Source organism: Streptomyces sp. NRRL F-5630, from assembly GCF_000719475.1.
Lineage (GTDB): Bacteria > Actinomycetota > Actinomycetes > Streptomycetales > Streptomycetaceae > Streptomyces.
The window spans coordinates 87,815-98,747 of the sequence record NZ_JOGO01000001.1 but is presented as its reverse complement, the minus strand read 5'-3'; the positions used below and the strand labels follow the sequence as shown (position 1 = coordinate 98,747).

Annotated in this window: 9 protein-coding genes; 5 read left to right on the top strand and 4 right to left on the bottom strand. The window is 73.5% G+C overall.

Annotation, left to right across the window (positions count from 1 at the left end; translation table 11 throughout):
• Window positions 1–76: 76 nt before the first annotated feature.
• The 4 genes from IF99_RS0100300 (at window position 77) to IF99_RS0100285 (ending at window position 6,026) form a co-directional block, all read left to right on the top strand.
• Window positions 77–1,633 carry an MDR family MFS transporter gene (locus tag IF99_RS0100300; RefSeq protein ID WP_051703307.1) on the top strand — a complete coding sequence of 519 codons (1,557 nt, stop codon included), beginning with the start codon at window positions 77–79 and terminating at the stop codon, window positions 1,631–1,633.
• Between the two features lie 136 nt (window positions 1,634–1,769).
• Window positions 1,770–2,669, top strand: a complete 900-nt coding sequence (locus tag IF99_RS0100295) for a DUF6039 family protein (RefSeq protein WP_158716572.1) — start codon at window positions 1,770–1,772, stop codon at window positions 2,667–2,669.
• Entirely contained in the window at window positions 2,666–5,008 is a 2,343-nt protein-coding gene (gene fabD, locus IF99_RS0100290) for an ACP S-malonyltransferase (RefSeq protein ID WP_030994218.1), read from the top strand. Before IF99_RS0100295 ends, fabD begins: the two co-directional genes overlap by 4 nt.
• Before the next feature lie 85 nt (window positions 5,009–5,093).
• Window positions 5,094–6,026, top strand: a complete 933-nt coding sequence (locus IF99_RS0100285; RefSeq protein ID WP_030994217.1) for a DUF6039 family protein — start codon at window positions 5,094–5,096, stop codon at window positions 6,024–6,026.
• Window positions 6,027–6,097: 71 nt separating this feature from the next.
• Here IF99_RS0100285 and IF99_RS0100280 read toward each other — a convergent pair whose 3' ends face one another.
• Together IF99_RS0100280 and IF99_RS30440 are read right to left on the bottom strand one after the other, a co-directional pair.
• On the bottom strand, window positions 6,098–6,463 hold the full coding sequence (locus IF99_RS0100280; protein WP_030994216.1) for a VOC family protein: 366 nt from the start codon (window positions 6,461–6,463) through the stop codon (window positions 6,098–6,100).
• Between the two features lie 123 nt (window positions 6,464–6,586).
• Entirely contained in the window at window positions 6,587–6,994 is a 408-nt protein-coding gene (locus IF99_RS30440) for a DUF3224 domain-containing protein (RefSeq protein ID WP_051703305.1), read from the bottom strand.
• A gap of 167 nt (window positions 6,995–7,161) precedes the next feature.
• Between IF99_RS30440 and IF99_RS0100265 the strand changes: the two genes are divergently transcribed.
• Complete coding sequence (locus IF99_RS0100265) at window positions 7,162–7,875, top strand: PIG-L deacetylase family protein (protein ID WP_030994214.1); 714 nt, start codon at window positions 7,162–7,164, stop codon at window positions 7,873–7,875.
• Between the two features lie 80 nt (window positions 7,876–7,955).
• Here IF99_RS0100265 and IF99_RS31545 read toward each other — a convergent pair whose 3' ends face one another.
• A complete protein-coding gene (locus IF99_RS31545; RefSeq protein WP_051703304.1) occupies window positions 7,956–8,702 on the bottom strand; it encodes a class I SAM-dependent methyltransferase in 747 nt (248 codons plus the stop codon).
• On the bottom strand, window positions 8,699–10,696 hold the full coding sequence (locus tag IF99_RS0100255; protein ID WP_030994212.1) for an alpha/beta fold hydrolase: 1,998 nt from the start codon (window positions 10,694–10,696) through the stop codon (window positions 8,699–8,701). The genes IF99_RS31545 and IF99_RS0100255 overlap by 4 nt, the downstream gene beginning before the upstream one ends.
• Window positions 10,697–10,933: the final 237 nt, after the last annotated feature.

The window sequence follows — 10,933 nt, the reverse complement described above, 5'->3', positions numbered from 1 at the left end:
ATCCGGCCCGACGGCACGGGGGCCCGTGGCACCATGACCGCCGCCCCCCCCGACCCCCACGAAAGGAAGCACCGTCATGGACAACTCCGCAGAGGCGGCCCCCGGGCCAGCGGACGCGGCGCCGGTCCTGCTCACTTCCCGTCAGGCCGCGCTCGCCATCGCCGGCGTGATGGCGGGAATGCTGCTCTCGGCTCTGGACCAGACCGTCGTCAGCGTCGCCCTGCCCAGCATCGTCAGCGAGCTGGGCGGTCTCGAACGCCTGCCCTGGGTGGTCACCGTCTACCTCGTCACCTCCATGGCGGTCACCCCGCTGTGGGGCAAGGTGTCCGACCTCTACGGGCGCCGGACGGTGGTGCAGTGCGCCATCGGCGTCTTCGTCGTCGGCTCCGTGCTGTGCGGCGTCGCACAGAGCATCTGGCAGCTCATCGTCTTCCGCGGGGTCCAGGGCCTCGGCGCGGGCGGGCTCTTCGTGCTCGCCCTCGCGGTCATCGCCGACGTGGTACCGCCGGAGCGACGGGGCCGCTACCAGGGCATGTTCGGGGCCGTGTTCGGCCTGGCGAGCGTCGTCGGCCCGCTCGTCGGCGGCTGGTTCACCGACGGCCCGGGCTGGCGCTGGATCTTCCTGATCAACGTGCCGGTCGGCGTACTGGCCCTGGTCGCGACCGCCGTGGGTCTGCGCGTCCGCAGCCCCCAGCGACGGCACGTCGTGGACTTCACCGGCGCCGCGCTCGTCGCCGGCGCGGTCGTGTGCGCCCTGCTGTACCTCAACTGGGCCGGTGACGCCTACGGCTGGGCCGCTCCCGGCTCGCTGGCGCTGGCCCTGGGCGCCGTCGTGCTCGCCGCCCTCTTCGTGTGGGCGGAGAACCGGGCGGCCGAACCCATCATCCCGCTGCACCTGTTCCGCAACCCGGTCTTCGGTATCGGCGCCCTGTTCGGGCTGCTCGCCGGTGCCGCCATGTTCGCGGGCATCGTCTTCCTGCCGCTGTACTTCCAGACTGTCATGGGCATGTCCTCCACCCGCTCCGGGCTCGCGATGCTGCCCGCGATGGTCGGCCTGTCCCTCACCTCCATCGCCTCCGGCCAGTTGATCAGCAAGAACGGCCGGTACAAGGTGTTCCCGGTCTCCGGTTCGGCGCTGCTGGTCGTCACCATGCTGCTCCTGTCGCGGCTCGACGCCGGCACTCCCTACTGGCAGATCGGGATGTACGCCTTCCTGTTCGGCGCGGGCGTCGGACTGGTGATGCAGCCCGTGATCACGGCCGTGCAGAACTCCGTGCCGCCGCAGGACATCGGCGCCGCCACCAGCGCGGCGAACTTCTTCCAGCGCATGGGGTCCGCGGTCGGGGTCGCCGTCCTCGGCACCGTCCTCACGAGCCGGGTCGCCGACCGGCTGGCCGACCTCGGCCAGGACGCGGCACGCGCCGCCGACCAGGGCGTCTCCGCCCTGCACCGGCTGCCCGAACCGGCGCGCGGCAAGGCCCTGGACGGCTACGCGCACGCCATGGGCGACATGTTCCTCGTCTGCGTCCTGCTCGTCGGCATCGCCCTCGTGGTGTCCCTCTTCCTCAAGGAGATGCCCCGCGCGAGCGACCCGGCCGCCGAGAAGCGGGCGGAGGCGTCCCCGGCCGGCTGACCGGGCCCCACGGGACCGTCCCCGCCTGCTCAAAGTTGTGCAGCCTCCCCGGTGGCACCCCCCTTAGCGTGGCTCGTGCCGGGCTCCCGGCCCGGCACGAGCCACGCACTCTGCGCACCGGAAGGACGGCCATCCCATGGATCAGCGGACAGCTCGGAGCGCGGCCGGTCCCAGGCCCGCGTCGGCCCAGAGCCCCGTGCCCGCCGACAAGCTGCTGCACTCCGGCAACTCGGGTTTCACCATCGCCCGGAGCGCCCAGCTGAAGTACGAGCACCGCGCCGAGGGCCGCAAGCTCTTCGCGGACGTGATCGCCTACATGAACCAGTCCGACCTCAACGGCGCCTCCTTCTACTTCTACGAGGAGGCCTTCGGCAAGCAGGACCGGGTCCACTGGCTGATCCACTGGAAGACGCCGAACGACTACGCCATCAGCCTGCACATGGTCGATCACGACGAGAAGATGATCGACATGCTGGAGAGCGACCGCGTCCCCGAGGACGCCAGCGCCGGCGTGTGGGGCCGCGCCGTGGTCGAGGGCTCCGTACGCGAACGCATCCTCGTCCCGCAGCACGGACTCGTGCACGAGGAGGACGACCACGACAGCGGCGAACTCTGGGTGGACCCGGCCAAGTTGCAGACCAGCCAGTCCGACGGCGAACTGCTGCACTCCGCGAACGCGCCGCTCACCGTGCACCGCACGGGCCAAGCCTCGCACGAGTTCCGCAAGGAGGCCCGGCTGTACGCGTTCGCCTGGCAGAACGAGGTCAACCGCAAGCTGGCCGGCCGCGCCACCTCCTACCTCTACGAGGAGACCTTCGGCGTGATGGACCGGCTGCACTGGCTCGTCCACTTCAAGGACTTCGACGCCTACCAGGAACTCCTCGAACTGGAGCGTGAGGACGCCGACTTCCTGGCACTGGGCACGCGCCAGTTCATCGCCGGGAACAAGGGCGGCGGCACCTGGGGCAGGTCCTACGTGCCCGGCACCATCGAGGACACCGTACTGCTGCCGTACCAGCTCCGCCCGGGCGCGTGAAGGCCTGGCTCTTCGCCGGCCAGGGGTCCCAGCGCGCCGGGATGGGGGAGGCGCTCTTCGACCGCTTCCCCGAGTACGAGGCGGTCGCCGACCGTGTCCTCGGCGAGTCCGTGCGCGCGCTGTGCCTGGAGGACCCCGACGGCCGGCTGCACCGCACCCGGTGGACCCAGCCGGCGCTGTACGTGGTCAACGCGCTCGCCTGCGCGCAGGCGACGGCGGAGGGCCGGGCCCCCGACGTCCTGGCGGGACACAGCCTCGGCGAGTACAACGCGCTGCTCGCCGCGGGCTGCTTCGGCTTCGAGACCGGCCTGCGGATCGTGCGGCGGCGCGGGGAGCTGATGGGCGAGGCGGACGGCGGCGCCATGCTGGCTGTCGTCGGCCTCGCGCCGGAGGCCGTCCGCGCCCTGCTCGACCGCAGCGGGGCCACCGACGTGGACCTGGCCAACCTCAACACCGCCACGCAGGTGGTGGTGTCGGGGCCGGCCGGGTCCATGAAGGCGGTCCGCGCCGCCGTGCGGGCGACGCCGGGCGCCCGCTGCGTCCCGCTGGCGGCCAGCGGCGCCTTCCACTCCCGGCACATGCGGCCGGCCCAGGAACGCTTCGCCGCGTTCCTGGCCACCATCGCGTTCCGGCCACCTCGCATCCCGGTGCTCGCGAACGTGACCGGCCGCCCCTATCCGGCGGACGGCGTCGCGGATCTGCTCGCCCGGCAGATCGCGTCCCCGGTGCGCTGGCACGAGACCCTGCGCGAGCTGGTCCGGCGCGGGGTGGACGAGGTCCGTGAGTTCGGTCCGCGCCCCATGCTGCTGCCGATGTGGAAGTCGGTCCTGGCCGAGCCGGACGCGGAGCCGGAGCGGAAGCGGGAGCCGGACGCCGTGGCGCGGGCGCGGCGGGAGCCGCGGTCGCGGCCCGGCTCGGCGAGCGTGCCGCTGCGGGTGGTGCGGGAGACCCCTGCCGCGCCCGAACCGGAAGTCGTAGGGGACCCGGCCGCCGCCCGGCTCGGCAGCGCGGAGTTCCGGGAGGACCATGACGTGCGCTACGCCTACCTGGCGGGCAGCATGTTCCGGGGCGTGTCCTCGGTGGAACTCGTCGCCCGGCTCGGACGGGCGGGCCTGCGCGGCTACTTCGGCGCGGGCGGGCTGGATCTCGGGACCGTCGAACAGGCGCTCACCACCCTCGCCCGCACCCCCGGTCTCGACGGCCGCTACGGCGTCAACCTGCTGCACGACCTCACGCGTCCCGGGGCCGAGGACGCCCTGACCGCACTGCTGCTGCGGCACGACGTACGGCACGTGGAGGCCGCGGCCTTCACCGCCGTGACCCCGGCGCTCGTCCGCTTTCGCTTCACCGGTGCCCACCGGGCCGCGGACGGCACCCCCGTCGCCGTGCGCACGCTGATCGCCAAGTGCTCGCGTCCCGAGGTGGCCGCCCACTTCATGGCTCCGCCCGCCGAGGGGCTGCTGCGGCGGCTGCTCGCCGAGGGCTCGCTGACCCCCGCGGAGGCCGAGGCGGCACGCGGGCTGCCGGTGGCGCAGGACGTCTGTGTCGAGGGTGACTCGGCCGGTCACACCGACGGCGGTGTGAGCCTGGCGCTGGTGCCGACGACGGCCGCGCTCGCCGAGGAGATGACGGCACGGCACGGCTACGCCCGTCGTCTGCGGGTCGGGGCCTGCGGGGGGCTCGGAACCCCCGAGGCGGTCGCGGCGGCCTTCGTGCTCGGCGCCGACTTCGTCGTCACCGGCTCCGTCAACCAGTGCTCACCGCAGGCGGGCACCTCGGACGCGGTGAAGGACCTGCTCGCCGCCCTGGACGTGCAGGACACCGCGTACGCGCCCGCCGGAGACCTCTTCGAACTCGGCTCGCGCGTCCAAGTGGTCCGCAAGGGTACGCTGTTCGCGGCCCGCGCCAACAAGCTGTACCAGCTCTACCGGCGGCACACCGGTCTCGACGACCTGGACGAGGCCACCCTGGCGTGGCTGGAACACGACTGCCTTCGCGCCCCGCTCGCGGAGGCATGGAGCCGGACCTGCGCCCACTACCGCGACACCGGCCGTGTCCACGAGATCGAGCGGGCCGAGCGCGAGCCCCGGCACCGTATGGCGCTGCTGTTCAGGTCGTACTTCGCCCGCACCAACCGCGCCGCCCAGGAAGGCGACCCCGCGGAACGGGCCAACTACCAGGTGCACTGCGGGCCCGCGGCGGGTGCCTTCAACCGCTGCGTGGCGGGCACCGCGCTGGAGCCCTGGCGGGAGCGGCACGTCGAACGCATCGCCGAGCTGCTCATGACCGGCGCGGCGCGAATCCTCGCCGAGCGCCTTGCCGCCTACACCCGCCCCTGACACCCCCTCACCCAGCCCTGCTTGCCCCCTCACCCCGCTCCGTTCCCGCCCACCTTTCCACCCCAGCACCCCCGAGGAGAGCCATATGACCGCGAACAGCGGCACGCCCGGTGTTCCGCTCGCCCGGCACCAGACCACGCAGAGCGCTGACCGGATCCTGCACTCGGCGAACGCCGGCGTCGTCGTGGAGCGTTTCGCGCAGATCGCCGCCGGACAGGGCGACAGCGCGCGCCGGCTGGCGCGCGAGGCGGCGGAGTTCGTCAACACCAAGCACCCCGGCCTCGCGACCGTGTTCGTCTACGAGGAGACCTTCGGTGTCAAGGACCGCCTGCACTGGCTGATCCACTTCCGGTCCCTGGAGGACTACGAGCGGCTGCTGCACATGGGCGGCGCGCCCGACTTCCGGGACGGGGTGCTCGGCGGGTACGTCTCCCACCACCAGGCCGACGCGTGGCAGGCGGCGTTCGTGCCCGGCAGTGTGCGGGAGACCATGATGCTCCCGCACCGCTGGGGGATGTTCGGCACCGCCACCCAGACGATGGCCGAGGATCCCTCGATGAGCCCGCTCGCCGCCGACCGGGACGAGCCCTGGTTCGAGGTGCGGCCCGCCCAGGACCAGACGTCCGTCCCCGCCGACCAGCTCCTCAACACGGCCACCGCTGGTGCGATCATGCACCGGGTGGTCGACTTCAGCTACAAGTACCGCGCCGAGGCACGCCTGTTCGCCCGTACCGTCGCGGAGAACACCAATCTCAACGCGGGCGGGGACGCCACCGCGCTGGTCTTCGAGGAACTCTTCGGGACGATGGAGCGGATGCACTTCCTCATCCACATGCGCTCGCTCGGCACGATGTACAAGCTGATGGGCATCGACGCGCGCACGGACCCCACGGCGCCGCGTGCCACGTACATGCGGGACTGGGTGTCCAAGGACCAGGGGGGCGGTCGCTGGGACAGCCTGATGCTGGAGGGCAGCGGGCACGACAGCTGCCTCACGCCGCAGTACTGGGGGGACTGAGACACGCGAGGAGGCCGCGGCACCCGGGTGGGTGCCGCGGCCTCCTCGCGTCGTGTCCGGCGGGGCCGGTGTCAGGGCATCTTGGTCACGCAGAACGGGTGACCGGCCGGGTCGAGCAGGACGACCCACTTCCCGGCGCCCGGCTGGTGCTCCGGCTTGGTCGCCCCGATGGCGGTGAGCCGTTCCACCGCCTCGTCCACGTCGCTGACGCTGAAGTCGAGGTGCATCTGCTTGTCGTCACCGGGCCAGGAGGGCTGCTTCAGGTGGCCGACCCGCTGGAAACCGATACGGCTCGATCCGTCCGGCGTGCCGATGTAGGCGAAGTCCTCGCTCGCGTAGAGCGACTGCCAGCCGGTGACAGCGCTGTAGAACTCGGCCAGGGCCTTCGGGTCCGGTGCGTCGAGGGTGATCGCTGCCAGTTGCCCAATGGGGGACATGAGTTTCCTTCCTCGGGACGTCGGCCGTCCCGGGGGTCGTCTCGGTGCGCAACTCCCGCGTGTGTGCGCGGCGTTTGCGAGCCTAGGCGCTGAGCGGCCCGGGCACACGCGGATCGCCGGGGACTACTCGAAGGAGTGGTCCAGCGTGACCGTCGCGTTGCCGTCGGGGCCCGGATTGTCGCAGAAGTACGCCCCGGTTCCGCGCAAGCCGGTCAGCCCGTCGGTGCCGGAGCCCTCCAGCACCTCCAGGGTGGCCTTGGCCGTGCCGCCGCCGGTGGTACCGGTGAGCTGGAGGACGAAGCTGCCGCTGCGGTCGCCGATCCGGCCCGTCACCCGTTCCAGCGCCGTGAACACGCTCGCCCCGCCCGGCGACAGGGCGATGAGGACCTGCTGGACCCCCTCCCCCTCGATCTGCCCCCGGTAGTGGTTGGACACCTCCCCGCGCAGGAGCAGCGGGGCGCCCTCCGTCTGCTCGTAGGGCACCGGCTGCCAGGGGTCCCACGTCATGGTGCTGGTCGACTGCCTCTGCATGTGCTGTCCTCTCGTGCGCGGTACCCGGCGAACCGGTGGCCGGATTGCTGACGGGATCAGCCGGATCATCCGGCGTCGGCGCCGGGGGCTCTGCTCACTCTTGAGCGAAAAAGGAAAAAGGGTTTCCGGGGTACCGGGGCAAGAAAGTCCGCTGTTATCTTCGGGCCATGAGTGATGAATTCCAGGAAATGCCCGAGGACTGGTCCCGCGCCCTCGCCGTGGTGGCGCATCCCGACGACATGGAATTCGGTGCCGCGGGCGCGGTGGCACGCTGGACCACGGCCGGGAAGTCGGTCGCCTACCTGGTGGCCAGCCGGGGCGAGGCGGGCATCGACTCGATGGCGCCGGAGAAGGCCGCCGAGGTCCGCGAGGCGGAGCAGCGGGCCAGTGCGGCCGTCGTGGGAGCGGCCGGGGTGGAGTTCCTCGACCACCCCGACGGCCGTATCGAGTACTCCACCGGGCTGCGCCGCGAGTTGGCCGCCGCGATCCGCCGCCACCGCCCCGAGCTGGTCCTCGGCTTCTGCCACCACGACCAGACCTCGACGGGACGCTGGAACTCACCGGACCACCGCAACACCGGCCGGGCCCTCCTCGACGCGGTCGGCGACGCCGCCAACCGCTGGGTCTTCCCCGAGGACGGTGACCCCTGGCAGGGCGTCCGGTACGTGGCGATGTCCAACTCGCCCCGGCCGACCCACGCCGTGGACATCAGCGACTGCGTCGACCTCGCGGTGGCCTCGCTGGAGGCCCACACCAGCTATCTCGCGGCCATGCGGCCCCCCGTCACCGATGTGCGCGGCCCGCTGCTGGGCCTGGCCCAGGCGACGGGGGCACGCTTCGGCGGACGTCCGGCCATCGCGTTCGAACTCATTCCGCGCTGAGCGCCGCCGGGACGGGGCGTGGGGCGGGGGCCGGGGCGAGGACCCGCCCCCCGCCCCGTCCCGGCGGGAAGCCCGGCGGCTCAGACCTTCACGTAGACGCTCCGGTGCACGCGCCACCGCTGGACCCGGGGGCGGTCGGGGTCGGGCAGTTCGCGCAGGGCGGCCAGCGCCGGCTCGACCACGCGCGCCCAGACCTCGTCGCCGACGTCCCACAGGTAGGGCGGCAGGCGGCGCTCCAGGCTCTCCAGAAGCTGCCGGGGGGTCGTGGCCCGCTCGTAGTCCGGCGCGAACTCGTGCCGCAGCCGCTCCAGTCCCGCCTCCCGCGCCGCCGTGTCCAGGCCCTCCGGGGTGTCGGGGCGCGGCGGCTGCAGCACGGCGAGCCGGTCCAGTACGGCGACCAGCTCGTCCGGGTCGGCTCCGGGGTCCCCGTGCACCGCGAGCAGCCGGCCCCCCGGGCGCAGCACCCGCGCCGCCTCGCGCAGAGCCAGCGGCATGTCCCCGACCAGATGCAGGACGTGCGTGAACACCAGGTTGGCGAAGCTCCCGTCGGCGAACGGCAGGGCCCGCGCGTCCCCGGCGCAGACCCGGCCCGCCAGCCGCTGGGCGGCCCGCGCCAGCATCGGGCGCGACACGTCGACCCCGTGCACCTCGTGGCCCAGCTCGGCGAGCCCCGCCGCGACGATGCCCGTGCCGACGCCCACCTCCAGCACCGGGCCCGCCGTCAGGTCCCCCGCCAGTTGCGCCGCGGACTGCCTGCCGCGTTCCATTCCGCCCCGCATCCGGTCGTAGTCGTCCGCGACCCGGTCGAAGGCCTTCGCCTCGGTCACCGCGCTGCTCCTTCTCCGTCGATGTGCCAGGTGATCTCCGCGTCCCGCACCAGGCCGGTGACCTCGTGCGGCGCGCGGACGAACTCCGTGATCAGCTCCGCGACCAGCGCGGGGCGGTCGTGCGGCGCGTAGTGACCGGCCACGGCCAGCTCCGCGTACCGCGCCCGCGGGAAGCGGCGGGCGGCCTCGCGGGCGCGGGCGGGGGAGGAGATGCCGTCGAACTCCGAGGAGACGAAGAGCGTCGGCACCGTCACGCGCGGCGCCTGCGCCGCCGAGTCCAGCCGCCAGAGGTCCACGAGCTGGCGCGCGTACCGCACCAGCACCTCGGCGTCCCGGAAAGGCCGCCGCACCTCGTCGGCGAGCGCCGGGCTCAGCACGCCGAGCACCCCCGCGTCCCGGTCGCCGCGGCTGCCGCCCTTCCCGCCCACCGCGCCCGGGGCCAGCAGATCCAGCATCCGGGCGGCCTTCTCCGGTCTGCGGTCCAGCGCGCGGCACACCGCCGCGAGGTCGGACTCGTACTTGGTGTCCATGCCGTCCCAGTGCCCGTCCTGCCGGAACGTGGCGTTCAGGAACACGAGGGAGGCGACGGCCTCGGGGCGGCGCTGCTGGAAGGCCGTGGCGATCTTGGCGCCGGTGCACCAGCCGAGCAGATGAGCGCGTTCCCAGCCGACCGCCTCCAGCACCGCCTCGATGTCGTCGAGCTGCCGGGGGACTCCCCAGTCCGGGTCCTCGCGCTCGGTCCCGCGCACCTGCCAGGTGGCGAGGCGGTGGTACGGCGCCAGGTGCGCGCACAGCCGGTTCAGGAAGCCGGGGCCCTGCCCGAGCGCGTTCAGCACCAGCAGGGGCGTCCCCTCGCCGTTCCCGCCGTCCCACAGCACGAGGGCCCGGCCGGCCACGTCCACGACGCGCCGGCGCAGCTCCGGCTCCCGTACCTCGCGCCGCGAGGACTGGCAGGCCCGGACCGCGCCGAACAGGTCCCACTGGGCGGCGGGGGAGAGCGGGGGCGCCGCCGAGGCTCCGGTCCCCGGGGCCCGTGGGAGGGCGCCCTCGCGCTCTTCCGGCCCGGTCCGGTTCCCGAGCGGCACCGCGTGACGCCGCACCTCGGCCAGGCGCAGGTCCAGCAGGCGGTCCTCGGCCCCGAGGGACTCGCCCTCGGGAACGGGGCGCACGTCGATGCCGTGCACCGCGCCGCCCCGGGCGAGGACATCGGCCAGCGGGACGGGGGCGGGACGGGGCACCGTCGCGAAACCGTCCGGGAGTTCACCGGGCGCTCCCGCCCGCCAGAGTTCCGCTACCGCCCGCTCGGCGTCCAGCAGGCTCAGGCCGAGCCCGGCCCAACCCGCCACGCGCAGCGGGTGGCGCTCGAACCAGCCGGGCGCCCGGTCCTCGATCTCGGCACGCACCGAGTGCAGCGCCCGCAGCAGCCGGTGCGCGCCCGGCGGGCACTCCCCGAGCGCCGGGGCCCGGGCGTCCACCACCGGCGGCGTGCGCAGCACCCGCCAGGACACCCCGGCATTGAGGGCCGCCTCCACGACCAGCCGCTCCAGGGCTCGGTGCGCCCGGTCCTCGTCCGCTGCCGTGTCCGGGCCCACGTGCACATAGCCCCGGGCCCCGAGATCCGGCAGCGCGCCGAGCAGCGCGCCGGTCAGCACCGCGTCCGCGCGTGCCCCCCGGGCCGGCGAGCGGTCCCAACCCGGGACCACGCACCACACCTGTTCCGCCGCCCACGCCTTCAGCTCCGCGGCGACGGCGTGCGGCTCGGCGCACACCACGGAGAGCCTCTCCGCGCCGAAGGCTTCCGCGCTCTCGCCCTCGCCCGCGCACCCCGCCACGAACCGGGCCAGCTCCCGCCGGTCCGGCGCCGCCTGCCCGGGGCGGGAGAGGGCGGCCGACACCAGCACCACCTCGGCGCCGGGGGTGCCCGCGAGACAGCGGGCGGCGAGCCGGCCGGCGAGGAGGGGCGAGGTGCCGGCGATCAGTACCCGCTGCCGCATACGTCACGTCCTCCCGCGCCGCCGAGCGCCTGATTCCCGGCCCTGGAAAACAAATAAAGACCCCGGATGGTCCGCCCTTTAGGGGGCTTGATTCTGCTCAATAGTGCGCAGCGCGGAAAAGTGCCCGGGCGCCCTTGCGGCGCCGGAAATACCGTCGTTAGCATCCCCGCGCCGGAATTCTCTCGACCGGGCCCGCGCGTTTCATCCCGCGACGTTTCTCAGGAACCGTCCGCGGCG